The sequence below is a fragment of the Pseudomonas sp. AK181 genome (assembly GCF_051122975.1).
GTDB lineage: Bacteria > Pseudomonadota > Gammaproteobacteria > Pseudomonadales > Pseudomonadaceae > Aquipseudomonas > Aquipseudomonas lactis.
The window spans coordinates 6,093,181-6,119,676 of sequence record NZ_CP146348.1 but is presented as its reverse complement, the minus strand read 5'-3'; the positions used below and the strand labels follow the sequence as shown (position 1 = coordinate 6,119,676).

Below are 26,496 nucleotides of genomic sequence, written 5' to 3'. Positions count from 1 at the left end.
TGTATGAAAAACGACGTTAATGCCTAAAAACGCAGGGTTTCGCTACAAATACTTCGCTGCCCCTGATGCGTTGTCTCGCGGGCTACTAGATAATCGCGCGCTACGGGGATCAGCGTTGTTTGGTCCATTTTTGACTTAGGTAGAGCCTTGTCCGACAACCGCATGGGGAATCATTTCGCCCTAGAGGAGTCGGAACATTGCTCGCCAACCTGGCATATAGATAGCTGGCAGTTGGTTTTTTGATCTGTTTTCGGCGAGGGTTGCTCGTGATTGTTAGTCCCTGTAATGCACCAAAATTGTCTGCCAAACGGTTACGAAACGCACTGGTGACGGGCTCCGCCCTGTTTTGCCTGTTCGGCGCGGGTCAACTGTGGGCGTTCAGTCTGGATGATGTGTCGGCCAAGGCAAAAGAGCTGGCCGGGCAGAAATACGAAGCTCCGCGCAGCAATTTGCCGAACGAATTCCGCGAAATGAAATTCGCTGATTACCAGAAAATTCGTTTCCGCAATGAAAAAGCCGAGTGGGCCGATCAGAACACCCCGTTCAAGCTGTCCTTCTATCACCAGGGGATGCATTTCGACACCCCGGTGAAAATCAACGAAGTCACCGCCGACAGCGTGCATGAAATCAAGTACGACCCGACACGTTTCGATTTCGGCGACGTGAAATTTGATCCTAAAGCTACCGAACAGCTGGGTTACGCCGGTTTCCGCGTGCTTTTCCCGATCAACAAGGCCGACAAGCAAGACGAAATCATGACCATGCTCGGCGCCAGCTATTTCCGCGTCGTGGGTAAAGACCAGGTGTATGGCCTGTCTGCCCGTGGCATGGCGATCGACACCGCATTGCCGTCTGGCGAAGAATTCCCACGGTTCACCGAGTTCTGGATCGAGCGTCCAAAGCCGGGTGACAAGCACCTGGTGATCTTTGCGCTGCTGGATTCGCCACGCGCCACTGGCGCTTATCGCCTGATCCTGCGCCCTGGCACCGACACCGTGGTGGACGTCAAATCCCAGATGTTCCTGCGTGACAAGGTCAGCAAGCTGGGCGTTGCGCCGTTGACCTCGATGTTCCTGTTCGGCGCCAACCAGCCGTCCAAGGTCCTCAACTACCGTCGCGAGCTCCACGATTCCAGCGGCCTGTCGATCCACGCCGGCAATGGCGAGTGGATCTGGCGCCCGCTGAACAACCCTAAACACCTGTCGGTCAGCAACTTCAGCGTCGAGAACCCGCGTGGGTTCGGCCTGCTGCAACGTGGTCGCAACTTCAGCCACTACGAAGACCTGGACGACAACTACGACAAGCGCCCAAGCGCCTGGATCGAACCTGAAGGCGACTGGGGCAAAGGCTCCGTCGACCTGGTCGAAATCCCGACCGCCGATGAGACCAACGACAACATCGTGGCCTTCTGGAGCCCGGCCGAACTGCCGGAAGTCGGCAAGCCGCTGGACGTAGCCTATCGCCTGCACTGGACATTGGACGACGCGGCCTTCCATTCGCCGGACAGTGCCTGGGTCAAGCAGACCCTGCGCTCCACCGGTGACGTGAAGCAATCCAACCTGATCCGTCAGCCCGATGGCAGCGTGGCCTACCTGGTGGACTTCGAGGGACCGTCCCTGAAGAAACTGCTGCCGGACGCTCCGGTACGTAGCCAGGTGAGCGTGGGCGATAACGCCGAACTGGTTGAAAACAGCGTGCGTTACAACGAACACACCAAAGGCTGGCGCCTGACCCTGCGTATGAAGATCAAGGACGCAAGCAAGCCGACCGAAATGCGTGCGGCGCTGGTGCAGGATATCGTGCAGCCTGAGCCTGAGTCGGTTTCCAACCATGTGCTCAAGGCCGACAAAGTCGTGGCCAAGCAGCATGAGAAACAGGCCAAGAAAGACGCCAAGGACAAGGAAGCCAAACAGCCTGAGGCTGCCCCAGCCACACCGGAGCCGATCAAGACCGAGCAAGTCCTGACCGAAACCTGGAGCTATCAGTTGCCTGCCGATGAGTAATTCTCAAGTCAAGCCAGAGACTCTGTCCGAGTACCTGGCGCATCTACCCATGACGGCTGAGCAGCGCGCCGAGCTGGCGGGCTGCACGTCCTTCAGCGAGTTGCACGAGCGCTTGTCGTCCAAGACCTTCGACGCACCGACCGACGCTGCCCAAGCGTCGGTTGGCCGCCGCTTGACCCTCAACAGCGCCGAAGAGCTGCAAGACGCCGAAATGCTGGCGCTCGATGCCAGCGGTCGCGTGTGCCTGAAGGCCACGCCACCGATTCGTCGGACCAAAGTGGTGCCCGAGCCTTGGCGCACCAACATCCTGGTGCGCGGTTGGCGCCGGATGACCGGTCGCACCAACCCGCCCAAGCCACCGAAAGACGAGCGGGTACTGCCGGCTGCGCGCTGGCGTACCGTGGGCTCGATCCGCCGTTACATCCTGTTGGTGCTGATGCTGGGCCAGACCATCGTGGCCGGCTGGTACATGAAAGGCATCATGCCGTACCAGGGCTGGTCGCTGGTGGACTTCGACGAAATTCGCAACCAGACCCTGCTGCAAACCGCTACCCAGGTACTGCCTTACGCGCTGCAAACCAGCATCCTGATCATGTTCGGGATTCTGTTCTGCTGGGTGTCGGCCGGTTTCTGGACCGCGCTCATGGGCTTCCTGGAACTGCTGACTGGTCACGATAAATACCGCATCTCCGGTAAAAGTGCCGGTGACGAGCCGATTCCGAAGGATGCGCGTACCGCCCTGGTGATGCCGATCTGCAACGAAGACGTGCCGCGTGTATTCGCCGGTTTGCGTGCAACGTTTGAATCGGTGGCCGCCACTGGTGACCTGGATCGCTTCGATTTCTTCGTGCTCAGCGACAGTAACGACGCCGACATCTGCATCGCCGAACAGCAAGCCTGGCTCGACGTCTGCCGCGAAGCCGGTGGTTTCGGCAAGATCTTCTATCGCCGTCGTCGCCGTCGCGTTAAGCGCAAGAGCGGCAACCTCGACGACTTCTGCCGTCGTTGGGGCGGTGACTACAAGTACATGGTCGTTCTCGACGCCGACAGCGTGATGAGCGGCGAGTGCCTGACCAGCCTGGTGCGCCTGATGGAAGCCACGCCGGATGCGGGGATTATCCAGACCGCGCCGCGTGCCTCGGGCATGGACACCCTGTATGCGCGCATGCAGCAGTTCGCCACTCGCGTGTACGGCCCGCTGTTTACTGCCGGCCTGCACTTCTGGCAGTTGGGTGAATCCCACTACTGGGGCCACAACGCCATTATCCGTATGAAGCCGTTTATCGAGCACTGCGCCCTGGCGCCGTTGCCAGGTAAGGGCGCGTTTGCCGGTGCGATTCTTTCCCACGACTTCGTTGAAGCCGCGCTGATGCGCCGTGCCGGCTGGGGCGTGTGGATTGCCTACGACCTGCCGGGCAGCTACGAAGAACTGCCGCCGAACCTGCTGGATGAACTCAAGCGTGACCGTCGCTGGTGCCACGGCAACCTGATGAACTTCCGCCTGTTCCTGGTTAAAGGCATGCACCCGGTACACCGTGCGGTGTTCCTGACCGGCGTGATGTCCTACCTGTCGGCGCCGTTGTGGTTCTTCTTCCTGGTGCTGTCCACGGCCTTGCTGGCGGTGAACACGCTGATGGAACCGCAGTACTTCATGGCTCCGCGCCAGTTGTACCCGCTGTGGCCGCAATGGCATCCGGACAAGGCGGTGGCGCTGTTCTCCACCACCATCGTGCTGTTGTTCCTGCCTAAACTGCTGAGCATCATCCTGATCTGGGCCAAGGGCGCCAAAGAGTTCGGTGGCAAGTTCAAGGTGACCCTGTCGATGCTGCTGGAGATGTTGTTCTCCATGCTGCTGGCGCCGGTGCGGATGATTTTCCACACCCGTTTCGTGCTCGCCGCGTTCCTCGGCTGGGCCGCTACCTGGAACTCGCCGCAACGTGACGACGACTCCACACCGTGGAGCGAGGCGGTCAAGCGCCACGGTCCGCAAACCGTGCTGGGCTTTTTGTGGGCGCTGCTGGTGGTGTGGCTGAACCCAAGCTTCCTGTGGTGGCTGGTGCCGATCGTCGGTTCGCTGATGCTGTCGATCCCGGTGTCGGTGATTTCCAGCCGGGTCAAGCTGGGCCTCAAGTCTCGCGATGAGAGCCTGTTCCTGATCCCTGAGGAATACAACCCGCCGCAAGCCCTGCTGTCGACCGAGAAGTACACCCACGAAAACCGTTGGCACGCCCTCAATGACGGCTTTGTGCGTTCGGTGGTCGACCCGCAGCAGAACGCCCTGGCCTGCGCCTTGGCGACCTCGCGGCACCGTGAGGCCGAGCCCATCGAGTACCTGCGCATGGAGCGTGTTCGCCACGCGTTGAAAGTCGGCCCGGCCGGCCTCAACAACAGCGAACGTTTGGCGCTGCTCAGCGACCCGGTGGCCTTGGCTCGCCTGCATGAGCAGGTGTGGAGCGAAGGTCATGCCGAGTGGCTCGGCGCTTGGCGTGCCTCGATCAAGGCTGATCCGCACGCGCCATTGCTGCCCCTGCAACCACAGTCGCCCCAGGCCCAACCGGCCTGATTCAGGCACCCCCGAAGGCTCACTTCGGGGGTGTTTCAAACGTTGGTCCTACAGCGTTTTTAGCCCCTTCCTTTTTATTCCTAACTCCTTGTTATTTCGAAACAAAAGACCTTTGTTCGAAGCGTATTGCCGTGCCTGCGGCTGGGTTAGGATCGCCCCCCACATTGGACTCGCCACGGGGGCATTCATGATCAAAAGGTATTGTTTGGCATTGCTGATGGGCTTTTTCCTGGGGGGACACGCAGGCCTGCTTTACGCGGGCGCGCTGGACAACGCTGTGCGCCGTGGCGTACTTAAAGTCGGCACCACCCCCAATAACGTGCCGTTCGAAATGCTCGATAAGCAGGGGCGCATCGTCGGCTTTGAAATTGACTTGCTCCACGCCATGAGTCGCGCGCTGGGTGTAGAGCTTGAGTTGGTGGCGGTGCCCTACACGGAGTTGCTGCCAGGGCTGACAGCAAACAAGTTTGATCTGATTGGCAGCGGCATGACGGTCACCCAGGAGCGCAACCTCAAGCTCAACTTCAGTGACTCGTTTATCGTAGTGGGCCAGACAGTGTTGCTGCATCCGCGCCTGGGCGCGAAGGTGTCCAGTATTGAAGAGCTGGACGACGCCAGTTACCGCGTCGTTACCACCCAAGGCACCACCGGCGAAGCCGCTGCGCAGCGCTTTCTCGTATCCGCTCGGCTCAGCAGTGTGGCTGACCCGGAAGAGGGCGTGCGGCAGGTGGTGGAAGGCAAGGCCGATGCTTTTATCCATGATGCGCCCTACAACCTGATCGCGATGAGTCGGCCACAGAACAGTGCCTTGTTGGCACTGGAGCAACCCTTCACCTTTGAGCCCTTGGCGTTTGGCCTGAAAAAAGGTGATTACGACAGCCTCAATTGGATCAACCACTTTCTCAATCAGATCGCCCAGGACGGCACCTACGATCGCCTGCATGACAAGTGGTTAAGGGACACGGCCTGGATCGCCGAGATCGACTGATCGTCATAACTGCTTACACATCAACCCCTGATCGGGAGGCCGCGCTGAAGCGTCTGCGCCTGCGCTTCTGCGCGCCGCTGTCAGTGTTTTCCGACACACACCGATAACATTTACCGGTGAAACCTTTGTGGCGGACAACGAGTGGGTTAGGATCGCTCCCCGAAATGGCGCAGCCCTCTCGTGCGCCCACCTTATAAGAATCGTTCAGGGGTCTTGATGATGAAAAAGTATCTTTCGATGCTGATGCTTGGCGTCACCGCGCTGGTCGCTGCCACCGTGGCACAGGCCGGCGCCATTGATGAGGCGGTCAAGCGCGGCACGTTGAAAGTCGGCATGGACCCCACCTACATGCCGTTCGAAATGACCGACAAACGTGGTGAAATCATCGGTTTTGAAGTTGATATCCTCAAGGCCATGGCCAAGTCCATGGGCGTCAAGCTGGAGCTGGTGTCCACCGGCTACGACGGCATCATCCCGGCCTTTCTGACCGGCAAGTTCGACATGATTGGCAGCGGCATGACCCTGACCCAGGAACGCAACCTGCGCCTGAACTTCAGCGAACCCTTCATCGTGGTCGGCCAGACGCTGCTGATCCGCAAGGAACTGGAAGGCACCATCAAGTCCTACAAAGACCTGAACGACGAGAAATACCGCCTGACCTCCAAGCTCGGCACCACCGGTGAGATGGTGGCCAAGAAGTTGATCTCCAAAGCCAAGTACCACGGCTACGACAACGAGCAGGAAGGTGTGCTCGACGTGGTCAACGGCAAGGCTGACGCGTTCGTCTACGACGCACCGTACAACGTGGTGGCCGAAAAGAAAGTCGGTAACGGCAAGCTGGTGTTCCTGGACGAGCCCTTCACCTTTGAGCCCCTGGCGTTCGGTTTGAAGAAAGGCGATTACGACAGCATCAACTTCATCAACAACTTCCTGCACCAGATCCGTAACGACGGCACCTACGATCGCATCCATGACAAGTGGTTCAAGAGCTCCGAGTGGCTCAAGGACATGGAATAAGGCCTGACACCGAGTTGCCTGTATCGCAGGCAAGCCAGCTCCCACATTTGACTGTATTCACACATCAACCTGTGGGCGCGGGCTTGCCCCCGATGGCGGCCTATCAGGCGACACCTATGCGGAAAGTGAAATGAAACAGAAAAAAGCCCAATGGCCCTGGCACCTGCTCACGGTGGTCGTGCTGGTCGGCCTGGCGGGTGCCTTGTATTACGCCACCTCGTTGATGTCCTACGAATGGCGCTGGAACCGCGTCCCGCAGTACTTCGCTTATCAAGCCGAAACTTCCCAGCGCGCCGCGGATATTTCCACCGTGGTCGAGTTGGTGCGCAACGGCGATACGGCCGAAGTCACCCTGCGCAACGACGCCGGAGTGGAGCAAAAGCTCACAGTCGCCGATAACAGCCTGCAAGTGGCGCGCGGTGACGATGTAGCTGAAGGCGACGTGGTCGGCGTGACTCGGCAATGGGCACTGGGGCCGTTGATGTGGGGCTTGTGGACCACATTGTGGCTGTCGGTGGTGTCCGGCATCCTGGGCTTGGCGATTGGCTTGGCGACCGGGCTGTGCCGGCTGTCAAAAAACCCTACCTTGCGCGACCTGTCGACGATCTACGTCGAGCTGGTGCGCGGTACGCCGTTGCTGGTGCAGATCTTCATTTTCTATTTCTTTATCGGCACGGTGCTCAACCTGTCCCGGGAGTTCGCCGGGATTGCCGCGCTGTCGTTGTTCACCGGTGCCTACGTAGCAGAAATCGTGCGCGCCGGCGTGCAGTCCATCACCCGTGGCCAGGACGAAGCGGCGCGTTCCCTGGGCTTGAGCGCCAGCCAGTCGATGCGCCACGTGGTACTGCCGCAGGCGTTCAAGCGCGTGCTGCCGCCCCTGGCCGGGCAATTTATCAGCCTGGTCAAGGACACCTCACTGGTGTCGGTGATCGCGATTACCGAGTTGCTCAAGAGCGGCCGCGAGGTGATCACCACCTCGTTCTCGCCGTTTGAAATCCTGTTCTGTGTGGCGGGCTTGTACCTGCTGATCAACCTGCCGCTGTCGAAGATGGCCAGCCGGCTTGAGCGGAGGCTCGCCCAAAGTGATTGAAGTGCGCGATCTGGTAAAAGTCTTCGATACCCGTGGGCAGGTGGTGCGCGCGGTGGATCACGTCACCACCCAAGTGGCCAAGGGCGAGGTGCTGGTGGTGATCGGCCCCTCGGGCTCCGGCAAGTCCACCTTCCTGCGCTGCCTTAACGGCTTGGAGGAGTTCGACTCAGGTTCGGTGAGCATCGACGGCCTGCAACTGGCCGACCCCAAGACCGACGTGAATGCCTACCGCCGTGAAGTCGGCATGGTGTTCCAGCACTTCAACCTGTTCCCCCACATGACCGTGCTGGAAAACCTGTGCCTGGCGCAAAAGGTCGTGCGCAAGCGCGGCAAGCCAGAGCGCGAGGCCAAGGCCCTGGCGCTGCTGGAAAAGGTCGGTATCGCGCAGAAGGCCCACGAGTTTCCATCGCGCCTGTCTGGCGGCCAGCAGCAGCGCGTCGCCATTGCCCGGGCCCTGGCGATGGAGCCCAAGGTGATGCTGTTTGACGAGCCCACCTCGGCCCTCGACCCGGAAATGGTCGGCGAAGTGCTGGACGTGATGAAGACCCTGGCCATGGAAGGCATGACCATGGTGTGCGTCACCCACGAGATGGGCTTTGCCCGGGAAGTGGCAGACCGGGTGTTGTTTTTCGACCACGGCAAATTGCTGGAAGACGCCGCCCCGGCCGAGTTCTTCAATGCGCCAAAAGACCCCCGCGCCCAAGCCTTCCTGCGCCAGGTCCTATGACTGTAGGAGCGAGCTTGCTCGCGAAAACCTTCAACGATAACGCAGCGCACCCTGAATGAACGCAGCGGCCTTGGGTTTTTCGCGAGCAAGCTCGCTCCTACAGTGGTGGTGTTTCAGAGCTTGAATTTGTCGACCAGCGTCTGCAAGTCCAGACTCAACCTTGTCAACTGAACACTCGCGGCCGCCGTTTCCTCGCTGGCGGCGGCGGTTTGTTCCGACACGTCCCGCACCTTTAACACACTGCGGTTGATCTCCTCGGCCACAGCGCTTTGCTGTTCCGCTGCGGCGGCGATCTGCGGGTTCATTTCCTGGATGATCGACACCGTGCGGGCAATCGCGCTCAGGGCGTCGCCGGCGTCGCGGGTCAGGGCGACGCTGTTGTCGGTCAGGTTGCGGCTGCTGTCCATGATGTCTGCCACCTGCTGAGTGCCATTGTGCAGGCCGAGGATCAGCCCTTCGATCTCCTCGGCCGATTCCTGAGTGCGTTGGGCCAGGCTGCGCACTTCATCGGCGACCACCGCAAAGCCTTGGCCGGCAGTGCCCGCACGCGCCGCTTCAATGGCGGCGTTCAGGGCCAGCAGGTTGGTCTGCTGAGACACGGACTTGATCACGTCCAGCACACTGGCGATCTTCTGGCTTTCCTGTTGCAGCGCGAGCATCGCACGGCCCGACAGCGCCATTTCACTGGCCAGGTTGCCAATCTGCTCCACGGCCTGGGTGACCACCTGCTCACCAGCGCCGGCCTGCTGGTCGGCTTCATTGGCTGCCACCGAGGCGCGTTCGGCGTGGCGCGCTACTTCCTGGGCGGTGGCGAGCATTTCATTCATGGCCGTCGCCACCTGGTCGGTTTCGTCTTTCTGTTCATTAAGCCCGCTGCGGGTCTGCTCGGTGACCGTGGATAACTGCGTGGCCGCTCCGGCGATCTGCCGGGCGCTGTCACCGATACTGCTGATCAGGCTACGCAGGCTGCGGGTCATTTGCCCGATGCTTTGCTGCAACTGGCCGAGTTCGTCACGACGGTCGACCGCCATGTCATGGCTGAGGTCGCCCTCGGCAACGCGGTGGGCGGCGCCAAGGATCTCCCGCAGTGGCACCGCAATCTGCCGGGCGATCCACCAGGCGGCCAGCGCACCCAGTGCCAGGGCGGCCACTGTCACGCTGATCAGCAATGTACGGGTGTGGTCTGCCTCGCTGTTGCGCTTGGTGTTCTGGCTCTGGCTCAACTGGGTGCTGTTTTCGCGTAGGTCATTGAGTTGCTGTTCGAAGCGGTTTTGCACGGTCTCCACGTTGAGCTGGGCTTCCTTGAGCTTGATCAACTGCTCGCGGTAGGCGGCCAGGTCGGTCTTGAGCAGTGCTGAATCCACCGGCAGTGCTGTGACGGCCAGCTGCGCGATCTCCAGAGCGTCAAGCGCCTTGCCGATGGCCTCTGCATACATCGCCAGCGATTGCGCGGCCCAGGCTGGGCTCTGGGCGCGATCTTCGGCCAGCTCCATGGCCTGGCGCAGTTGCTCGATGGCATCAAGGGCCTTTTCGTCGTTCTGGTCAGGCAGGTCACTGGCAAATTGGGCGAGGGTATCGCTGGCTTGCAGGGCGATTTTTTTCAGCGCCGGTCGGATGCGCTCGCGCTGTTCTATCAAGGGCGGAAGTTGTGCCAGTGCCGCCTTGAAGTGGCTTGCAAGGCTCTTGGCCTCTTCAAGTCGCTGCAGGTCTGCCGGGTCTTTCAGGCGGTTTGAAAGGTCGGCCAGGTGCTGGTCGATCCGCTCGATTTTCGCGGCCATTCTGCCCAGGCTATCGCTGTCTGTCAGGGTGCGGTACACGATACGGTCGGCGCGCATGGCCTCGGCGTCGACCGCCAGTTGCCCCAGGGTCGTCAGGCTGTTGGATCGGTAAAGCACGGCGTTCAAGGCTTGCCAGCCGGTGGCGGCGATCAGGAAACTGAGGATCAGCACTTGGCCAAAACCCAGGGCGAGCTTGAGGCGGACGCTGGCATTGACCAGCACGCGGGTCAGCCGAGGAAACATGGTGAACCTCCGAATCAGAAAAAGCGTTTGGCGACACCTGAAACGCTAATTCGATTCGGGCCCGTGGAGGGCTGATAACTGCGTAGGAAATTTCACAAGATGCGGCGGCTTTGGTAAGCCGCCGCGTAGGGTAATTCAGACTCGGAAGCGCCCGACCAGGGTCTGCAGGTAGATCCCCAGGCGCGCCAGTTCGGCGCTGGAGGACGCGGTTTCTTCGCTGGCCGACGAGGTTTGCTCGGAGATATCGCGCACATTCAACACGCTGCGGTTGATCTCTTCAGCCACGGCGCTTTGCTGCTCGGCGGCGGTGGCGATCTGCGAGTTCATCGCCTGGATGGTCGAGACGGTACGGGTGATATTGCCCAGCGCGTGGCCGGCCCGGCGCGTCAGCTCAACACTGCTTTCGGTCAGCCCGCGGCTGTTGTCCATGATGGTTGCCACCTGCTGGGTACCACTTTGCAGGCCGACGATCAGCTCTTCGATCTCTTCAGTGGACTTCTGCGTGCGCTGGGCCAGGCTGCGCACCTCATCGGCCACTACGGCAAAGCCGCGCCCGGCTTCACCGGCACGCGCGGCCTCGATGGCGGCGTTAAGGGCCAACAGGTTGGTTTGCTGGGCCACGGATTTGATCACGTCGAGTACGCTGCCGATCTTGTCGCTTTCGCGCTTGAGTTCACCCATGGCCACCGTGGAATTACCCACTTCGGTGGCCAGGCGCTCGATTTGGGCGATTGCTTCACCCACCACCTGGTCGCCTTCACGGGCTTGCTGGTCGGCGGCCACGGCGGCTTCCGAGGCCTCTTCGGCGTTGCGCGCCACTTCCTGCACGGTGGCCGCCATTTCGTTCATGGCGGTGGCCACCTGGTCGGTCTCGACCTTCTGGCTGTTGACCCCGGCGCTGGTTTGTTCGGTCACGGCCGACAACTGCTCGGCAGCGCTGGCGATCTGGGTGACCCCGTCGCTGATCCCGCCGATCAACTCGCGCAGGCCTACGGTCATGCTTTGCATGGCACGCTGCAATTGGCCCAGTTCGTCCTGGCGGCCCGATTCCAGGTTGTGGCTCAGGTCGCCGGAGGCCACGCGTTCGGCGACTTTGAGGGTCTGGTTCAGCGGGATAACGATCTGGCGGGTAATGGCCCAGGCCGCGAAGATGCCGACGATCAGCGCCAGCACGGTGGCAAGCAGCAACAGGTATTTGGCCTGCGCGGCATCTGCGTCACGCACGGCGGTCTGGGAGACGGTGAGTTTTTCACTGTGGCCCAGCAGGATGTCGCCTTGGGCGATCATGGTTTTTAGCGCTGCGGCGCTGGCGACCTGGGAATCGCGATACTGGCTGACGGCGGCGCGGTAGGCTTGCAGTGATGCCCCGGCTTCTTGCAGGTTGGCCTGGTATTGCGCAGGCAACTGGCCTTGCAGCTCGGTGATTTTCTTCAGGGCGTTGTCGATGGCATCCAGGGCCGGTTGCTCGGCTTCGACCTTGCCGCTGTAGGTGTAGCCGCGTACCTGGAAGCGCGATTGCTGGATCAGTTTGCTCTGCTCGACCACGCTGTTGAACTGGGCGACGCTGTCACCTTGCAGCAGGGCTTTTTCGATTTCGTTGATCTTGGCGACGGCATTGTCGGCCGTGTCGCCGAGCTTGCTGCGCGCACCCTCACGCTTGAGGCCCGCCTGGACCATGGCGGCGAAGGCCTTTTTGTATTGGTTCAGGGCTTCCTGCTGTTGCTCGACCAGGGCTTTATCGTCAGGTTGTTCGATCAGATCGGACGCGGTCTTCAGGCCGCTGTCGAGGTGGGCGAGCAGGCCGTCGACCTTGTCCGTGCCTTGCTCGCCACGGCGCATGTCGAAGTCCAGGCGTGCCAGGCGCAGGTCTTTGGTCAGGCCATTGAGGCTGGAAATGAAGCCCAGCTTGTCACCGCGACTGATCACGTCCCCCAGGCCGGTCCAGCCGGTAAAGGTGATCAACAGCGTCAGGAGCAACACCAGGCCAAAGCCCACGCTCAGCTTGCGGTTGACGCTTACATTCCCCAGTTTCTCGGCTAACCAACGATACATGCTGCGAACTCCCCTGTAACAAGGCTTGGACTTATTCACAGGCTATCGGCACGGGGGCGGGATTCTGTAGCTATGCACATGATCGTTCCCACGCTCTGCGTGGGAACGAAGGGCGTGACGCTCTGCGTCACAAGGGCGGACGCAGAGCGTCCTGAGCGGCGTTCCCACGCAGAGCGTGGGAACGATCAGTCGGGGGGTTAGAACAGGCGGGCAAGCAGGGCGGTTACGGCGGTTTCGACGCGCAGGATGCGTGCACCCAACTGCACCGGCTGCAAACCGGCCTTGGCCAGCAGGTCCACTTCATAGGGAATCCAGCCGCCTTCCGGGCCGATCGCCAGCGTCACCGGTTCTTCCAGGGCTCGGGGGCAGGCCGGGTAATCGCCCGGATGGCCGATCAGGCCCAGGGTGCCAGCCGCCATGGCCGGCAGCCGGTCTTCCACAAACGGCTTGAAGCGTTTCTCGATAATGATCTCGGGCAGCACCGTGTCCCGTGCCTGCTCCAGGCCGAGGATCAGTTGCTCGCGCACCGCTTCAGGCTCCAGGAACGGGGTTTGCCAGAAGCTTTTTTCCACGCGGTAGCTGTTGACCAGTACCACCTTGGGCACGCCCATGGCCGCCACTGTTTGCAGCACCCGGCGCAGCATCTTCGGGCGGGGCAGGGCCAGCAGCAAGGTCAGGGGCAGTTTGCTCGGCGGCGGTTGGTCGAAACTCACTTGCAGTTCGGCTTCAGCGGCTTCCAGGCGCAGCAGTTGGGCATTTCCCATCAGCCCGCCAATGCGGCCCACGCGCAGGGTGTCACCGACGGCGGCGCGGTGAACCTCCTGCATATGCACCAGGCGCCGATCACGCAGCACTACGCGGTCGGCCGCGATAAAGTCGGCCTCTTCGAGCAGCAGCAGGTTCACGGCTGGGTCGCTGGCGGCTGGTCGTCGTCGGCAGGCGCGTCATCCGGGTGTTCGCCACGCTTGCTGATCAAGCCGCTGAACAGGATGCCCACTTCGAACAGCATCCACATCGGCACCGCCAACAAGGTCTGGGAGAAGATGTCCGGCGGTGTGAGGATCATGCCGACCACGAAGCAGCCGATGATCACGTACGGGCGGATCTTCTTCAGGTACTTGACGTCGACCACGCCGATCCACACCAGCAACACCACCGCCACCGGGATTTCGAACGCCACGCCAAAGGCGAAGAACAGCGTCATCACGAAATCGAGGTAGCTGGTGATATCGGTCATCATTTCCACGCCAGCCGGGGTGGCAGCGGCGAAGAACTTGAAGATCAGCGGGAACACCAGGAAGTAGGCGAAGGCCATGCCGGTGTAGAACAGCAGGATGCTCGACACCAGCAATGGCACGGCGATGCGCTTCTCGTGCTTGTACAGGCCCGGCGCGATAAAGCCCCAGATCTGGTGCAGGATCACCGGGATCGCCAGGAACAGCGAGACCATCATGGTCAGCTTCAAGGGCGTCAGGAACGGCGACGACACATCGGTGGCAATCATCGTCGCGCCGGCCGGCAGGTACTGGCGCAGCGGCGTCGAGACGAAGGTGTAGATCTGCTGGGTAAAGGCGAACAGCCCGGCAAAGATGATGAAGATCGCCGCCACGCAACGCAGCAGGCGGGTACGCAACTCGGTGAGGTGCGAGACCAGCGGCATGTGCTGGTCGTTTTCCGGTTTATCAGCGCTCATGGGGCTCGCGGCGGCAATGTAGGGTCATGGGGCGCGGGCGACGCAACGGGCGTCGGCGCAGGCGTTGTGGGGGCGGGCGCAGCCGGTGCGGCGTCGGCCACAGGGGCTGGCGCGATGCTGTGCTCGGCCACCGGCGTTACCGGCTTGGCCGGCTCTTGCACCGGGGAAAGAATCTTGCGGGCTTCCTGCTCCAACGAGAGGATATGTTCGTTGTGCAATTGCCGGCGGATTTCGTCGGCACCGATTTCCCGTTCAACTTCCTGTTTGATCGCGTTGAAACTGCGCTTGAGGCGCCCGATCCACAAGCCAGCGGTGCGCGCGGCACCGGGCAGGCGTTCCGGCCCCAGTACCAGCAGGGCCACCAGGCCGACGAGCAGCAGTTCAGAGAAGCTGATACCAAACATTAGTCAGTGCTCACGAGTCTTTGCGGGTCGGCTCTTGGACCTTTTCAGCCTGCACGTCGAAGGTACGGCGCTCGGTGATCGGCTGGGTGGCCTGCGGGTGAACAGGCTGGGCCGGTGGCACCGGGTTGACGCTTGGTTCGGCTGGCTTTTCATCATCGTTCATGGCTTTGCGAAAGCCCTTGATCGACTCGCCCACATCGGTGCCCAGGTTCTTGAGTTTCTTGGTACCGAACACCAATACCACCACCACCAGAATGACGATCCAGTGTTTCCAGTCAAAAATGCCCATGCTTCAAATCCTCAAGTCTTAGTTATTCAGGCGGACGGGCGCGAGGCCTTCTCGGCGTGCCCGGACAAGCCGAAGCGACGGTCCAGTTCATCCAGCACGGCCTGTGGGTGCTGCCCCAGTTGGGCGAGCATCACCAGGCTATGGAACCACAAGTCTGCGGTCTCATAGATTACATCGCTGTAATCACCGCTGATTTGCGCGTCCTTGGCCGCAATGATGGTCTCGACGGATTCTTCGCCGAGTTTTTCCAGAATCTTGTTCAGGCCCTTGTGGTACAGGCTGGCGACGTAGGAGCTGTCGGCGTCCGCGCCTTTGCGGTCTTCCAGCACCTGGGCCACACGGTTCAGGGTATCGCTCATGTTCAGTGTCCTGCTGGGTAGATAGCGTGCGGGTCTTTGAGCACCGGCTCCACAACCTTCCATTCGCCATTCTCGAACACGCGATAGAAGCAACTGTGGCGGCCAGTGTGGCAGGCGATGCCGCCGATCTGCTCGACCTTGAGGATCACCACGTCGGCATCGCAGTCCAGGCGCAGCTCATGCAGGGTCTGCACGTGCCCGGATTCTTCGCCCTTGCGCCACAGTTTGCCACGCGAACGTGACCAGTAGATGGCGCGCTGCTCGGCGGCGGTGAGGCTCAGGGCCTCGCGGTTCATCCAGGCCATCATCAGCACGCGCCCGGTCTTGTAGTCCTGGGCAATGGCCGGCACCAGGCCGTCACTGTCCCATTTGATCTCATCCAGCCAGTCTTTCATGTTCGGCTCCGGCAATTTGCGACAGTGTATAACCGGATTGGCTATCGACGCACGATCAGATAAACACCCACGGCGACCATGATGCCGGCTGGCCAGTGGCCCAGTTGGTTCAATGGCCCACCAATCGCCAGCATCACCCCGCCCACCAGGTGCGCGGCGCCGAGCAGGCGCAGGAACCAATCGTCCTTGCGCTTGCGCCACGGTGGCTCAGGGTCCTTGGCGTGGGGCTGGGACATACGCTCCAGCAGGTCGCGGGTCATGTTGGCCAGGTGCGGCAGCTGTTCGAACTGGCTGTGCAGGTTGCCCAGCATGGTTTTGGGGCTCATGCGCTCGCGCATCCAGCGTTCCAGGAAGGGTTGCGCGGTGTTCCACAAATCGAGGTCCGGGTACAGCTGGCGGCCCAGGCCTTCGATGTTCAGCAGGGTCTTTTGCAACAGCACCAGTTGCGGCTGCACTTCCATATTGAAGCGCCGCGCGGTCTGGAACAGGCGCATCAGCACCTGGCCGAAGGAAATATCTTTTAACGGTTTTTCGAAGATCGGCTCACACACCGTGCGGATCGCCGCTTCGAATTCGTTGAGCTTGGTTTCCGCCGGCACCCAACCCGAATCGATGTGCAACTGCGCCACACGACGGTAGTCGCGCTTGAAGAAGGCAAACAGGTTGCGCGCCAGGTAATCCTGGTCTTCGGGGGTGAGGCTGCCGACGATGCCGCAGTCGATGGCGATGTACTGCGGGCTCCACGGGTTGACGGTGCTGACGAAGATGTTGCCCGGGTGCATGTCGGCGTGGAAGAAACTGTCGCGGAACACCTGGGTGAAGAAAATCTCCACACCGCGCTCGGCCAGCATCTTCATGTCGGTGCGCTGGTCGGCCAGGGTCGCAAGGTCGGTGACCTGCACGCCGTAGATGCGCTCCATCACCAGCACTTTTGGCCGGCACCAGTCCCAATACACCTGCGGCACGTACAGCAGTTGCGAGCCTTCGAAGTTGCGTCGCAATTGGCTGGCGTTAGCCGCTTCGCGCAGCAGGTCGAGTTCGTCGTAGATGGTTTTTTCGTAGTCGGCGACCACGTCCACCGGGTGCAGCAGGCGCGCATCGGCAGAGAAGCGTTCGGCCGCGCGGGCAAGGACAAACAGCCACGCCAGGTCCTGGCCGATGATCGGCTTGAGGCCCGGGCGAATGACTTTCACCACCACTTCTTCGCCGGTCTTGAGCTGTGCGGCGTGTACTTGCGCAACAGACGCCGAAGCCAGGGGCTCGACGTCGAAGCGGCTGAACACCTCGCTGATCTTCTGGCCCAGCTGTTCTTCGATCAGCGCCATCGACTGCTGCGAATCGAACGGCGGCACGCGGTCTTGCAGCAGCATCAGCTCGTCGGCAATGTCTTCGGGCAACAGGTCGCGGCGGGTGGAGAGGATCTGCCCGAACTTGATGAAGATAGGCCCCAAGTCCTGCAACGCCAGGCGCAGGCTGGCGCCACGGCTCAACGGCGACGGCTTGCGCGGGAACCAGCGCCATGGCAGCACATAACGCACCGCCAGCAGGAACCACGGTAAGGGCAGGGCAAACAGCAGGTCATCGAGACGGTAGCGGATTACGACGCGCTGGATACGAAACAAACGGCGGACGGCGAGCAGCTTCATGCGTTATCGCTTGGATCAAGGGAACGGCTCAAGCGCTCGAAGCGGGCCTCGAGGCGTTCCAGGTCGATTTTGGCCTTGTCGAGCTCGCGAAAGCGCGCTTGCGCTTCCCGTTGCCCGACCAGGGTGCGCGATTCTTCGCTCAGGTATTCGGCAAGGTTCTGGTTGAGGCTGGCGAACCCTTGCTGGTACCAGCGCGAGCGGCTGCGCAGGTGCCCGCTGATCAACTGGGTGGCGACGGGGCCTATCCAGCGCGACAGTTCGTATTCCCAGTCCAGCTCCAGGTCTTGCAGCACGGCGGCCAGGTCCATCAGCACCGCGCTGTCGCCTTCCAGCTCCACCTCGGGGCTGTGGAGGATGGCAGTCTTGTTGCGGCTCAGCGCCAGGTGCAACAGGCTGGAGGCCGGCGCACGCAAGGTGCAATCGGCTTCAGCGGCCCATTGGGTGGCGAGCAGCAGGCCTTCATCGCTGGGCAGGATAAACAGCTGCAAGGCGGGGCTGCGGCAATCGACGGCGATGACTTTGCCGGTCAGGTGCGCAAGCCGCGCCAGGGCCGTGCTGTCCAGGCGCAGTACACGGTTGAGGCCGTGCTCGACGCTGGCGAGAAGACCTTGCAGCAGCATCAGGGCTTGATGCCGCGGTGCAGGGCGACGATGCCGGACGTCATGTTGTGGTAGGTCACGCGGTCGAAACCGGCCTCCACCATCATGGACTTCAGGGTTTCCTGGTCCGGGTGCATGCGGATCGACTCGGCCAGGTAGCGGTAGCTCTCGGCATCGTTGGTGATCAACTTGCCCATCAGCGGCATGAAGGCGAAGGAGTACGTGTCGTAGACCTTGGACATCAGCGCGTTGGTCGGCTTGGAGAACTCCAGCACCAGCAGGCGGCCACCCGGCTTGAGCACGCGCAGCATCGAGCGGATCGCGTCTTCCTTGTGGGTCACGTTACGCAGGCCGAAGGCGATGGTCACGCAGTCGAAATGGTTGTCGGGGAACGGCAGCTTTTCAGCGTCGGCCTGGACGAATTCGATATTGCCGGCCACGCCTTTGTCGAGCAGGCGGTCGCGGCCAACCTTGAGCATCGAGCCGTTGATATCGGCCAATACCACCTGGCCGGTCGGGCCAACCAGCTTGGAGAACTTGGCCGCCAAGTCACCGGTGCCACCGGCGATGTCCAGTACCCGGTTGCCGGTGCGTACGCCCGACAATTCGATGGTGAAGCGCTTCCACAGGCGGTGCATGCCGCCGGAAAGCACGTCGTTCATCAGGTCGTACTTGGCTGCCACGGAGTGGAACACCTCAGCGACTTTTTCCGCCTTTTGGCTTTCCGGGACGTTCTTGAAGCCGAAGTGAGTGGTGGGTTCGGCATCGCTGCCTTTGCGCTGATCAGTCATATCGCTGTCACCAAAAGAGAATGCGGGACATGATAATCCCCAAGGCTTGCTTTGTCTTGGCAAGGCTGCAGGTAAGATAGGCGCTCATCGAGACCTTTTGCCGCATGGCGGGTGTTCTGAGTCGTTATAAAGAGGAGTCATTGCAATGGCCCATATTACCGTTGAGCGTGAACATACCCTGGGAAAAGAACAGGCGCGGGCCAAGGCTGAGCAATTGGCGCGCAAACTCGAGGATAAATATGGGGTGGAGTCTTCGTGGGCTGGCGACACCCTCAAACTCAAGCGCGCCGGGGTTAACGGCACGGTGTTGGTGGCCGAGGATTCGCTGCGCATTGATGTGAAACTTGGCCTGTTGATGTCGGCCATGAGTGGCACGATCAAGTCCGAAATCGAAAAAGCCCTGGATAAGGCCCTGGCCTGATACGTCTGTGCTTAGGGTGCCGATTCTAATTTTAAACCCTACTTTGTGCCCAAGCCCTCAACTCTTGCGGGCCGTCCGCCACCCAATTCTGTGTGAGGTGCACCATGGCCAAAGTTATTTTGAAGAAAAAAATCGACGTTCAGACCACCCCTCTGAGTGAGGTTAAAAGCTATGCCCGCAAGATCTGGCTGGCGGGTCTTGGTGCCTATGCCAAGGTCGGCAGCGAGGGCGGCGAGTACTTCAAGGAACTCGTTAGAAGCGGTCAACGTATTGAAAGTAAAGGTAAAAAAGTTGTAGTTGAACAACTTGATGCCGCCAACAGTCAGATTGACCAAGTAAAGAGTAACGTCTCCGGCGTCAAAGGCCTGGTTGAAGTTCAACTGGATAAGGTTGAAAAAGCTTTTGATACTCGTGTCGCCAGTGCCTTGAATCGGATCGGCATTGCGTCTAAACATGACGTGGAGACACTCTCTGCTAAGCTCGAAGAGCTGACGGCATTGCTCGAACGTGTCGCGCGTAAACACTAAGGAGACATCGGGATGGCTGTTAAAAAGACTACTCAGAAAGAAGGCAGCTCGTGGGTCGGGAAAGTTGAAGAATATTCCCGCAAAATCTGGCTCGCTGGTTTAGGCGTGTACTCGAAGATCGACAGTGACGGCAGCAAACTCTTCGAGACCCTGGTTAAAGACGGCGAGAAGGCCGAGAAGTTGACCAAGAGCACGGTTGGTAAAAAAGTCGACGCTGCCAAGGCGAGCGCGGGTTCCGCCAAGTCGAGCATTTCGGATACCTGGGGCAAGTTGGAAGAGACTTTCGACAAACGCCTCAACAGTGCTATTTCGCGACTGGGCGTACCGAGCAAGGCTGAGTTGAAAGCGCTGCACAGCAAGGTCGATACCTTGACCAAGCAAATCGAAAAACTCACCGGCGCCAAAGCGGCTCCCGCCAAGACCGCCGCAGCCAAGCCTGCAGCAAAACCGGCGGCCAAACCAGCCGCTAAAACCGCCGCCGCAAAACCCGCCGCCAAAACTGCCGCCAAGCCTCTGGTTAAAGCCGCCGCCAAGCCGGCTGCAAAACCTGCTGCAAAAGCGCCAGCCAAAGCTGCTGCAAAACCTGCGGCCAAGCCAGCGGCTAAAACCGCTGCCGCCAAACCGGCTACCAAGCCTGCCGCTAAGCCAGTGGCCGCTAAAGCCGCCGCCAAACCTGCAGCTAAACCGGCTGCCAAACCTGCGGCTAAAACCGCTGCCGCTAAACCTGCAGCCAAGCCTGCCGCTGCGAAACCAGCGGCCAAGCCTGCCGCGGCCAAAAAGCCTGCGGTAGCGAAAAAACCGGCAGCAGCGAAGCCCGCCGCGGCGGCCAAGCCAGCCACGGCGCCAGCGCCGGCCGCTTCTACCGCCAATTCGGTGTCCGCACCGACGCATGCGGCTGCTACCCCGACTCCAGCGCCGGCCACCCCGACGCCATCCAGTCAGTCCTGATTTCTACGGGACGCAAAAAACGCCCGGTCTGCGAAGATCGGGCGTTTTTTATGCAAGCCTGAAAAACGCCGCATGCCCCAATTTTGTAGGAGCGAGCTTGCTCGCGAAAAACTCAAAGACGCCGCGTTTATTCAGGAAACCCCCGTTATCGTTGACGTTTTTCGCGAGCAAGCTCGCTCCTACATGTTTAATCGGCGTCATCCAGGTACTTCAAGGCAAACTTCTCGGTCGCCTGCCGCGCCGTTGGCAGCAGATGCGGCGCCACCAGCATCATGATCTGGTACACCACCACCCGCACCTCACCTTCACGGTCCAGAATCCGCTGATAATCCAACGAAAACAGCAAAGTCAGGGTGATCTGCTCCACCAGTTGCCCCAACGCCTGGGTATCACTGACCAGTTGCCCAGCCGCCTTCAACCGCGCGAGCAATGACGCCAATGTGCGCTTGAGCGCCGTGAGCAAGTGACGGATCCCCTTGGCCAGCTTAGGCAAGCGCCCGGCCAGGTTCGACAGGTCCTGGAACAGGAACCGGTAGTGGGCCATGCGCTCCACAATCAGGTGCAGGAACAGCCAGTAATCCTCGGCCTCCAGTTGCGCATCGGCGGGAGGGTCCAGCAGCGGCGCCAGCTCAGATTGAAAACGCTCGAACAGCCCGAGCACCAACGGCTCCTTGCCGTGGAAGTGGTAGTAGAGGTTGCCGGGGCTGATCCCCATTTCATTGGCCACCTCCATGGTCGACACGTTCGGTTCGCCCTTTTGGTTGAACAACTGCAAGGCACATTCAAGGATACGGTCGCGGGTCTTCATCCAGTCTTCTTAAAGTTGATCGCTGAGCTCAGCGCACCCGCACGTAAGTGCCCGGCGCCGCTTCCATCGGTGGGTAATTCTGGTTGCCCAGGGCGGTGAGGGTTTCGCGTTGTACACCGGAGCGTTTTTGCACCCACTCCAGCCACTGCGGCCACCAACTGCCTTCGACGTGCTGGGCGTCGTAATACCAAGCCCGTGGGTCGCTGCTCAGCTTGGGGTTCTCGACGTAGTTGGCCTTGGGGTTGCCCGGTGGGTTGAGGATGCTCTGGATATGCCCGCTGTTGGACAGCACAAAGCGCCGCTCGCCACCCAGCAGTTGCGTGGAGCGGTACACCGCGTCCCACGGGGTGATGTGGTCGTTGATGCCGGCCACGCTGAAGCTGTCCACCGTGACCTTGCGCAAGTCGATGGGCGTGCCGCATACCTCCAGGCCGCCAGGGTGGCTCAGGGGGTTGTGTTTGAAGAAGTCCAGCAAGTCGCCGTGCAAGGCCGCGGGCAGGCGCGTGTTGTCGTTGTTCCAGTACAGAATGTCGAATGCCGGCGGTTCCTTGCCCAGCAGGTAATTGTTGATCCAGTAGTTCCAGATCAGGTCGTTGGGGCGCATCCAGGCAAACACCTTGGCCATGTCGCGACCGTCCAGCACGCCTTGCTGGTAGGAGCGGCGCTTGGCGGCTTCCAGGGTTTGCTCATCGGCGAACAAAGTTGCGGGGCTGTCGATCTGGCTGTCCAGCAGGCTTACCAGGTAACTGGCGCTGGAGATGCGCCGCAACTGGCGCTTGGCTTGCAGGTGGCCTTGCAGCGCGGCGATGGTCAGGCCACCGGCGCAGGCGCCCATCAGGTTGACCTCGCGGGCGCCGGTGATGGCCCGGCACACGTTGAGCGCTTCTTCCAGCGCCGCCACGTAGGTGGACAGGCCCCATTCGCGATGCCGCACGTCCGGGTTGCGCCAGCTGACCATAAAGGTCTGCAGGCCGTTTTTGAGCGCGTATTGCACAAAGCTGTTGGCCGGGCTCAAGTCGAAAATGTAGTACTTGTTGATTTGCGGCGGCACCACCAGCAGTGGCTTGGCGTACTGTTTTTCGCTCATGGGCTTGTATTGGATCAGCTCCAGCAGCTCATTGCGAAACACCACCGAACCGGGCGTGGTCGCCACGGTTTTGCCCACTTCAAAGGCGTGCTTGCTGACCTGGCGCGGCAAACCGTTGTTGTGCAGCAGGTCTTCGAACAAATTACTTACGCCGCGCACCACGCTATTGCCGCCGGAGTTCAGCAGCTCCTTGATCGCCAGCGGGTTGAGCAGGGTGTTGGAAGGGGACACGGCATCGTTGAGCAGGGCGAAGGCGAACTGCGCGCGGGCGCGATCATCGTCACTGAGGGCGCTGTCATCGATCCACTGCCGTGTCTGTTTTTGCCAGCTCAGGTAGGCTTGCAAGCTGCGCCGGTACAGCGGGTTGAGCTTCCAGGTGGGGTCGCTGAAGCGATGGTCCCTGGGGTTGGGTTCGTGCACGGTCTCACCCAGCAGCACGCGGCCCAGCTGGCCGCCCAGGGCCAGGGCATGGCGGGCGGTGTGCACCGGGTTGCGCAGGCCGTGCGCGGCGACGGTACGCAGGGTCGACAGCAAGTCCCGGCCACGCAGGCCGGTGATCGCATTTTGTGCGTTGATGAACGTAGCGGGGGTGGGCGCCGGGTTCGTCACGGGTCTTTCTCGCATGAGCCAACACTCCTTCGTCAAGACATCAAGCAGGCACGCCAATCCAGAACCATAGTCGGTTCCTGGCAAGTTGCGCGGTGGTGTGTTCCTTCACACCGTCGGTCGCGGATGTATCACGGCGCGCAGGCGCTCCTCCTCCAGAAACTTCATGATGATCGGCGCCACGGCTTCGGCCCGGGTGATCAGGAACAGGTGGCCGTCATCGATGATGTGCAACTGTGCATTGGGGATGCGCCAGGCGAGCATGCGCATGTTGACCAGCGGGATCAGCGGGTCATCGTCGCCGGCCAGCACCAGGGTGGGCTGGCGTATCTTGTGCAGCCAATGAATGCTGGTCCAGCCCAGCCCGGCGAACAGCTGCCAGTAGTAGCCCAGCTTGCCGGCCGAGCGCACCTTGCTGGCGTGCTCGGCGGCCAGTTTGGAATCTCGGCGGAACGAACCGCCATAAATCATCGGTGCAATGCGCACCACGTGGGACGGCTGGATATAACGCCTGGGGCTTGCCATCAGCCACAAGACTTTCGGTTTGCCCGGCACCATGAAGGCACCGGCCGCGGTGGCTGCCAGGATCAATTTCTTGCAGCGCTCGGGGTAGTCATAGGCGAACTGCTGGGCCAGCGCTCCGCCCCAGGACACGCCCACTGCGTTCACTTGGCCGTAGTCCAGGTAATCGAGCATGCGCGCGGTGAGCTTGGCCAGGCCGGGGAAGCGGTAGGGCCGGTTCGGCGTCGAAGAGCCGCCCACGCCGGGCACGTCGAAGGCGATCACTTCCAGGTCCGGGTCCAGGGCCTGGACGAACGGAAACACCAGCTCAAGGTTGGCGCCGATGCCGTTGAAGATCAGCAGGGGCGTCAAGTGCGGCTTGCCCGGACGCACCGCCGTGCGGATGGTTTGGCCATCCAGGTCGATGGTACGGAAGATGAACGGTTGCGGCATGCTCAAGCCCTGTGAAATGGTGCTATTCGTCTGTAGGAACTCGGTCAGTGTGGGAGCTGGCTTGCCTGCGATTGCATTCTGTCAGTCAGCGATTAGTTAGCAGGCCCATCGCTATCGCAGGCAAGCCAGCTCCCACATTTGATCTCATTTCAATTACAAAAAGTGCCTAGCGTTCATGTACATAGGTACCCGGTGCCGCTTCGGCGGCGGCATAGGTTTTATTGCCTAATATCGTCGGGGCTTTTTTCAGTTTTCCCGCCCGCTCCGCCTGCCACACCTGCCAATGCAGCCACCACGAGTCAGTGTGCTTGGTCGCATTCTCCTGCCACTCCAGCGCACTGCCGGCCAGGCCTTCGCTGGTCTGGTAGCGCGCCTTGGGGTTGCCCGGCGGGTTGAGGATGCTCTGGATATGCCCGCTGCTGGACAGCACGAACTCGACCTTGCCGCCGAACAACTGTGCTGACTTGTAGCAGGACTGCCACGGCGTGATGTGGTCGTTGGTGCCGGCCAGGGAATAGATATCGGCGGTGACCTGCTTGAGGTCGATAGGCGTGCCGCACACTTCGAGGGCGTTGGGGCGTACCAGTGGGTTGTTCTTGAACAGTTCGATCAGGTCGCCATGGAACGCCGCCGGCAAGCGTGTGGTGTCGTTGTTCCAGAACAGGATGTCGAACACTGGCGGCTCGTTGCCCAGCAGGTAGTTGTTGACCCAATAGTTCCAGATCAGGTCGTTGGGGCGCATCCAGGCAAAGACCTTGGCCATGTCGCGGCCTTCCAGCACGCCGGCCTGGTAGGAATGGCGCTTGGCCGCCTCCAGGGTCTGCTCATCCACAAACAGCGCCACCTGGGTGTCCAGGGTGGTATCCAGCACGCTCACCAGCAGGGTCAGGGCGTTGACCTTCTTCTGCCCCAGCGCCGCGTAGTGGCCCAACAGCGCCGTGCAGGTGATGCCGCCGGAGCAGGCGCCGAGCATATTCACGTCTTTGCTGCCGGTAATCGCCGTGACCACATCCACCGCTTCCTTCAGCGCCTCGATATAGGTGGACAGCCCCCATTCGCGCTGGGCCTTGGTGGGGTTGCGCCAACTGACGATAAAGGTCTGCTGGCCATTGCGCAGGCAGAAGCGCGCCAGGCTTTTATCCGGGCACAGGTCGAAGACGTAGAATTTGTTGATCTGCGGCGGCACCACCAGCAGCGGGCGTTCGTGTACCTGTTCGGTGATGGGCTTGTACTGGATCAGCTCCAGTACATCGTTGCGAAACACCACCGCGCCTTCGCTGGTGCCCAGGGTCTTGCCGACTTCAAAGGCGCCCATGTTGACCTGGCTGGGCATACCGCCGTTATGCACCATGTCTTTGGCCAGGTGGGACAGGCCGTCGAGCAGGCTTTTGCCGCCGGTTTCAAAGAAGCGTTTGACCGCCGCCGGGTTGGCCGCGCTGTTGGTGGGGGCCATGGCTTCGGTCATCAGGTTGATCACGAAGTGGCCCCGGCTGATGTCTTGTGCCGACAGGTTGCTGTCGTCGATCCAGTCGTGAAGTTCCTTGCGCCACGCCAGGTAAGTCTGCAAATAACGTTTGTAGAGCGGGTTCTGGCTCCAGGCCGGGTCGTTGAAGCGACGGTCGTCGCCCTCGGGCACCAGGGCGGATTTGCCGAACATCACATTCTTCAATTCAACGCCAAAGTGGGCGACGTGCTTGACGCTGTGCAACGGTTGCTTGATGGCTTGGGTCAGCACCATCTTGGCCGAGGCCAATAAGTCCTTTTTGCGTAACGCGATGATCGGGTTCAACCCCAGGGTGTTTTCCGAGGCCTGGCGTTTCAAGTCATCGTTATTCTTGTTACTCATCTACGACGCTCCATTGTCCGAAAGACGAGTACCGGCGATTGCTGCGCACCCAATTTCGATACACGACACCAGCCTGGTACTGCGACTCGGGTGACCGTTGATACCGCATCGTCAAATGCAGGGAACTTGCCAGCTCCATTGGTTACCCGAGTTTATTTTTTTTCGCAAGCGGGCCAATCGTTGGCCACGCGACAGGGCATTCAAGCAGATGAAATTAGAAAATGCGCTCTAAACAGCAAGACCCTTGGGCTAGAGCATCAGCCGCACGACCGACTCACTCGGATCGCGGGTTTTTCCAGCGGCTTTGAGCTCAGCCAGGTAGTCGGCCCACAAAGCGTCCTGACGTACGGCCAGTTGGTAGAGGTAGTCCCAGGTGAACAGTCCGCTGTCATGACCATCGTCGAAGGTCAATTTCAGTGCGTACTGGCCGGCGGGTTCCAGCTTGATCAACCGGACGTTGAGCTTGCCGAATTGCAGGATGGGTTTGCCGTGGCCCTGGACCTCGGCGGAAGGCGAGTGCACCCGCAGGAATTCGGCGGGCAACTGGTAGGTTTCGTCCGGCCCGTAGGTCAGGCCGAGGGTGTTGGAGGTTTTATGCAGGTTTACTGCGGTAGGAAATTTCGACATTGGAGATAACCCTGTAGGAACCGGCTCAAAATGTG

General features: G+C 60.8%; 24 protein-coding genes and 2 pseudogenes. 9 read left to right on the top strand and 17 right to left on the bottom strand.

Annotation, left to right across the window (positions count from 1 at the left end; translation table 11 throughout):
- The first annotated feature begins 266 nt into the window (after positions 1–266).
- The 6 genes and pseudogenes from V8689_RS27875 (at position 267) to V8689_RS27850 (ending at position 8,388) form a co-directional block, all read left to right on the top strand.
- On the top strand, positions 267–2,003 hold the full coding sequence (locus V8689_RS27875; RefSeq protein WP_032897635.1) for a glucan biosynthesis protein G: 1,737 nt from the start codon (positions 267–269) through the stop codon (positions 2,001–2,003).
- A pseudogene (gene mdoH / locus V8689_RS27870) lies at positions 1,996–4,574 on the top strand (glucans biosynthesis glucosyltransferase MdoH); the annotation flags it as partial. The gene V8689_RS27875 and the pseudogene mdoH, both read left to right, overlap by 8 nt.
- Before the next feature lie 179 nt (positions 4,575–4,753).
- Positions 4,754–5,554: a transporter substrate-binding domain-containing protein gene (locus V8689_RS27865; protein WP_056782674.1), complete on the top strand. Its 801-nt coding sequence runs from the start codon at positions 4,754–4,756 to the stop codon at positions 5,552–5,554.
- A gap of 219 nt (positions 5,555–5,773) precedes the next feature.
- Positions 5,774–6,571: a transporter substrate-binding domain-containing protein gene (locus V8689_RS27860; RefSeq protein ID WP_032893985.1), complete on the top strand. Its 798-nt coding sequence runs from the start codon at positions 5,774–5,776 to the stop codon at positions 6,569–6,571.
- Positions 6,572–6,701: 130 nt separating this feature from the next.
- Complete coding sequence (locus V8689_RS27855; protein ID WP_034134699.1) at positions 6,702–7,661, top strand: amino acid ABC transporter permease; 960 nt, start codon at positions 6,702–6,704, stop codon at positions 7,659–7,661.
- Positions 7,654–8,388, top strand: coding sequence for an amino acid ABC transporter ATP-binding protein (locus V8689_RS27850; protein WP_056782675.1), 735 nt, complete (start codon positions 7,654–7,656; stop codon positions 8,386–8,388). Before V8689_RS27855 ends, V8689_RS27850 begins: the two co-directional genes overlap by 8 nt.
- A 113-nt stretch (positions 8,389–8,501) precedes the next feature.
- Here the strand turns inward: V8689_RS27850 and V8689_RS27845 are convergent, their stop codons facing one another.
- The 12 genes and pseudogenes from V8689_RS27845 to ubiE all read right to left on the bottom strand — a co-directional run bounded on the left by V8689_RS27845 (position 8,502) and on the right by ubiE (position 18,637).
- A complete protein-coding gene (locus tag V8689_RS27845; RefSeq protein WP_056782676.1) occupies positions 8,502–10,409 on the bottom strand; it encodes a methyl-accepting chemotaxis protein in 1,908 nt (635 codons plus the stop codon).
- A gap of 135 nt (positions 10,410–10,544) precedes the next feature.
- Positions 10,545–11,249 carry a methyl-accepting chemotaxis protein gene (locus V8689_RS27840; protein ID WP_371861811.1) on the bottom strand — a complete coding sequence of 235 codons (705 nt, stop codon included), beginning with the start codon at positions 11,247–11,249 and terminating at the stop codon, positions 10,545–10,547.
- Between the two features lie 201 nt (positions 11,250–11,450).
- Positions 11,451–12,461, bottom strand: a pseudogene (locus V8689_RS27835) (methyl-accepting chemotaxis protein); the annotation flags it as partial.
- A gap of 197 nt (positions 12,462–12,658) precedes the next feature.
- Positions 12,659–13,366 carry a 16S rRNA (uracil(1498)-N(3))-methyltransferase gene (locus V8689_RS27830; RefSeq protein WP_056782678.1) on the bottom strand — a complete coding sequence of 236 codons (708 nt, stop codon included), beginning with the start codon at positions 13,364–13,366 and terminating at the stop codon, positions 12,659–12,661.
- Positions 13,363–14,154: a twin-arginine translocase subunit TatC gene (tatC, locus tag V8689_RS27825; protein ID WP_034125559.1), complete on the bottom strand. Its 792-nt coding sequence runs from the start codon at positions 14,152–14,154 to the stop codon at positions 13,363–13,365. Before tatC ends, V8689_RS27830 begins: the two co-directional genes overlap by 4 nt.
- Positions 14,151–14,558 (bottom strand): Sec-independent protein translocase protein TatB, encoded by a 408-nt coding sequence (tatB, locus tag V8689_RS27820; RefSeq protein ID WP_003187876.1) that lies wholly within the window; start codon positions 14,556–14,558, stop codon positions 14,151–14,153. Before tatB ends, tatC begins: the two co-directional genes overlap by 4 nt.
- 10 nt (positions 14,559–14,568) lie before the next feature.
- The gene (locus V8689_RS27815; RefSeq protein ID WP_056782679.1) at positions 14,569–14,847 is read right to left on the bottom strand and encodes a twin-arginine translocase TatA/TatE family subunit; all 279 of its coding nucleotides are present in this window, start codon (positions 14,845–14,847) and stop codon (positions 14,569–14,571) included.
- A 26-nt stretch (positions 14,848–14,873) separates the two neighbouring features.
- Entirely contained in the window at positions 14,874–15,206 is a 333-nt protein-coding gene (locus V8689_RS27810) for a phosphoribosyl-ATP diphosphatase (protein ID WP_003187881.1), read from the bottom strand.
- A 2-nt stretch (positions 15,207–15,208) separates the two neighbouring features.
- Positions 15,209–15,601: a phosphoribosyl-AMP cyclohydrolase gene (gene hisI, locus V8689_RS27805; protein WP_003187884.1), complete on the bottom strand. Its 393-nt coding sequence runs from the start codon at positions 15,599–15,601 to the stop codon at positions 15,209–15,211.
- 41 nt (positions 15,602–15,642) lie between these two features.
- Positions 15,643–17,247: a ubiquinone biosynthesis regulatory protein kinase UbiB gene (ubiB, locus tag V8689_RS27800; RefSeq protein ID WP_003187885.1), complete on the bottom strand. Its 1,605-nt coding sequence runs from the start codon at positions 17,245–17,247 to the stop codon at positions 15,643–15,645.
- A complete protein-coding gene (locus tag V8689_RS27795) occupies positions 17,244–17,867 on the bottom strand; it encodes a ubiquinone biosynthesis accessory factor UbiJ (protein ID WP_019820017.1) in 624 nt (207 codons plus the stop codon). The genes ubiB and V8689_RS27795 overlap by 4 nt, the downstream gene beginning before the upstream one ends.
- Positions 17,867–18,637, bottom strand: a complete 771-nt coding sequence (gene ubiE, locus V8689_RS27790; RefSeq protein WP_003171186.1) for a bifunctional demethylmenaquinone methyltransferase/2-methoxy-6-polyprenyl-1,4-benzoquinol methylase UbiE — start codon at positions 18,635–18,637, stop codon at positions 17,867–17,869. The genes V8689_RS27795 and ubiE overlap by 1 nt, the downstream gene beginning before the upstream one ends.
- A 145-nt stretch (positions 18,638–18,782) precedes the next feature.
- Between ubiE and V8689_RS27785 the strand changes: the two genes are divergently transcribed.
- The 3 genes from V8689_RS27785 to V8689_RS27775 all read left to right on the top strand — a co-directional run bounded on the left by V8689_RS27785 (position 18,783) and on the right by V8689_RS27775 (position 20,533).
- Complete coding sequence (locus V8689_RS27785; RefSeq protein WP_056782680.1) at positions 18,783–19,058, top strand: polyhydroxyalkanoic acid system family protein; 276 nt, start codon at positions 18,783–18,785, stop codon at positions 19,056–19,058.
- Positions 19,059–19,162: 104 nt separating this feature from the next.
- Entirely contained in the window at positions 19,163–19,585 is a 423-nt protein-coding gene (locus tag V8689_RS27780) for a phasin family protein (protein ID WP_056782681.1), read from the top strand.
- A gap of 12 nt (positions 19,586–19,597) precedes the next feature.
- Positions 19,598–20,533, top strand: coding sequence for a phasin family protein (locus V8689_RS27775; protein WP_056782682.1), 936 nt, complete (start codon positions 19,598–19,600; stop codon positions 20,531–20,533).
- 187 nt (positions 20,534–20,720) lie between these two features.
- Here the strand turns inward: V8689_RS27775 and V8689_RS27770 are convergent, their stop codons facing one another.
- The 5 genes from V8689_RS27770 to V8689_RS27750 all read right to left on the bottom strand — a co-directional run bounded on the left by V8689_RS27770 (position 20,721) and on the right by V8689_RS27750 (position 26,461).
- Positions 20,721–21,341: a TetR/AcrR family transcriptional regulator gene (locus tag V8689_RS27770; RefSeq protein ID WP_056782683.1), complete on the bottom strand. Its 621-nt coding sequence runs from the start codon at positions 21,339–21,341 to the stop codon at positions 20,721–20,723.
- A 28-nt stretch (positions 21,342–21,369) separates the two neighbouring features.
- Positions 21,370–23,052 (bottom strand): class II poly(R)-hydroxyalkanoic acid synthase, encoded by a 1,683-nt coding sequence (phaC, locus tag V8689_RS27765; RefSeq protein WP_056782684.1) that lies wholly within the window; start codon positions 23,050–23,052, stop codon positions 21,370–21,372.
- Between the two features lie 90 nt (positions 23,053–23,142).
- Complete coding sequence (phaZ, locus tag V8689_RS27760) at positions 23,143–23,988, bottom strand: poly(3-hydroxyalkanoate) depolymerase (RefSeq protein WP_056782685.1); 846 nt, start codon at positions 23,986–23,988, stop codon at positions 23,143–23,145.
- 166 nt (positions 23,989–24,154) lie between these two features.
- Positions 24,155–25,834 carry a class II poly(R)-hydroxyalkanoic acid synthase gene (gene phaC / locus V8689_RS27755; RefSeq protein ID WP_056782686.1) on the bottom strand — a complete coding sequence of 560 codons (1,680 nt, stop codon included), beginning with the start codon at positions 25,832–25,834 and terminating at the stop codon, positions 24,155–24,157.
- Positions 25,835–26,083: 249 nt separating this feature from the next.
- Positions 26,084–26,461, bottom strand: coding sequence for a gamma-butyrobetaine hydroxylase-like domain-containing protein (locus tag V8689_RS27750; RefSeq protein ID WP_034125568.1), 378 nt, complete (start codon positions 26,459–26,461; stop codon positions 26,084–26,086).
- Positions 26,462–26,496: the final 35 nt, after the last annotated feature.

Excerpts from the sequence above, each read along its gene's own strand:
- ubiB (WP_003187885.1), bottom strand. The coding sequence starts at position 17,247 with ATGAAGCTGCTCGCCGTCCGCCGTTTGTTTCGTATCCAGCGCGTCGTA.
- V8689_RS27865 (WP_056782674.1), top strand. The coding sequence starts at position 4,754 with ATGATCAAAAGGTATTGTTTGGCATTGCTGATGGGCTTTTTCCTGGGG.
- V8689_RS27815 (WP_056782679.1), bottom strand. The coding sequence starts at position 14,847 with ATGGGCATTTTTGACTGGAAACACTGGATCGTCATTCTGGTGGTGGTG.
- ubiE (WP_003171186.1), bottom strand. The coding sequence starts at position 18,637 with ATGACTGATCAGCGCAAAGGCAGCGATGCCGAACCCACCACTCACTTC.
- phaZ (WP_056782685.1), bottom strand. The coding sequence starts at position 23,988 with ATGCCGCAACCGTTCATCTTCCGTACCATCGACCTGGATGGCCAAACC.
- V8689_RS27795 (WP_019820017.1), bottom strand. The coding sequence starts at position 17,867 with ATGCTGCTGCAAGGTCTTCTCGCCAGCGTCGAGCACGGCCTCAACCGT.
- V8689_RS27845 (WP_056782676.1), bottom strand. The coding sequence starts at position 10,409 with ATGTTTCCTCGGCTGACCCGCGTGCTGGTCAATGCCAGCGTCCGCCTC.
- V8689_RS27810 (WP_003187881.1), bottom strand. The coding sequence starts at position 15,206 with ATGAGCGATACCCTGAACCGTGTGGCCCAGGTGCTGGAAGACCGCAAA.
- V8689_RS27860 (WP_032893985.1), top strand. The coding sequence starts at position 5,774 with ATGAAAAAGTATCTTTCGATGCTGATGCTTGGCGTCACCGCGCTGGTC.
- V8689_RS27780 (WP_056782681.1), top strand. The coding sequence starts at position 19,163 with ATGGCCAAAGTTATTTTGAAGAAAAAAATCGACGTTCAGACCACCCCT.
- hisI (WP_003187884.1), bottom strand. The coding sequence starts at position 15,601 with ATGAAAGACTGGCTGGATGAGATCAAATGGGACAGTGACGGCCTGGTG.
- tatB (WP_003187876.1), bottom strand. The coding sequence starts at position 14,558 with ATGTTTGGTATCAGCTTCTCTGAACTGCTGCTCGTCGGCCTGGTGGCC.
- V8689_RS27855 (WP_034134699.1), top strand. The coding sequence starts at position 6,702 with ATGAAACAGAAAAAAGCCCAATGGCCCTGGCACCTGCTCACGGTGGTC.
- phaC (WP_056782686.1), bottom strand. The coding sequence starts at position 25,834 with ATGAGTAACAAGAATAACGATGACTTGAAACGCCAGGCCTCGGAAAAC.
- V8689_RS27775 (WP_056782682.1), top strand. The coding sequence starts at position 19,598 with ATGGCTGTTAAAAAGACTACTCAGAAAGAAGGCAGCTCGTGGGTCGGG.
- V8689_RS27750 (WP_034125568.1), bottom strand. The coding sequence starts at position 26,461 with ATGTCGAAATTTCCTACCGCAGTAAACCTGCATAAAACCTCCAACACC.
- V8689_RS27785 (WP_056782680.1), top strand. The coding sequence starts at position 18,783 with ATGGCCCATATTACCGTTGAGCGTGAACATACCCTGGGAAAAGAACAG.
- V8689_RS27840 (WP_371861811.1), bottom strand. The coding sequence starts at position 11,249 with ATGGCGGCCACCGTGCAGGAAGTGGCGCGCAACGCCGAAGAGGCCTCG.
- tatC (WP_034125559.1), bottom strand. The coding sequence starts at position 14,154 with ATGAGCGCTGATAAACCGGAAAACGACCAGCACATGCCGCTGGTCTCG.
- V8689_RS27770 (WP_056782683.1), bottom strand. The coding sequence starts at position 21,341 with ATGAAGACCCGCGACCGTATCCTTGAATGTGCCTTGCAGTTGTTCAAC.
- phaC (WP_056782684.1), bottom strand. The coding sequence starts at position 23,052 with ATGCGAGAAAGACCCGTGACGAACCCGGCGCCCACCCCCGCTACGTTC.